Origin of the sequence: Micromonospora sp. LOL_021, assembly GCF_048060215.1 — a bacterium.
GTDB lineage: Bacteria > Actinomycetota > Actinomycetes > Mycobacteriales > Micromonosporaceae > Micromonospora_E.
On sequence record NZ_JBHMIN010000170.1, the window covers coordinates 1 to 320 of the forward strand.

At 69.7% G+C, this 320-nt stretch carries 1 protein-coding gene; it reads left to right on the top strand.

Annotation, left to right across the window (positions count from 1 at the left end; genetic code table 11):
- Positions 1–320 (top strand): hypothetical protein (locus ACFHWT_RS31535; protein ID WP_416598363.1); only part of this gene is annotated, 320 nt, incomplete at both ends.

The following is a 320-nucleotide window of genomic DNA, read 5'->3' on the forward strand; positions in this document are numbered from 1 at the left end:
CGGCAACCCCGTCCAGAAACAGGCCCAGGCCAAAACCAACCCCAAAGCCTCCACCGCCAGCAGCAGCGGAGGCGGCGGCCGGGCCAGCGCAGGAGGAGGCGGGAGCGGTAAGGCGAGCTCCAAACCCGGCGGCAACACCGGCGCCAGCACCCGCTCCAACGGCGGATCCAGCGGCGGCAACTCCTGCGAGGACCCTGGCAACAGCTTCGCCCCCGGCACCAACGTCCTGATGGCCGACGGCACCACCAAACCCATCGAACAGGTCAAGCCCGGTGACACCGTGATCGCTACCGACCCCGAAACCGGCACCACCAGCGTCG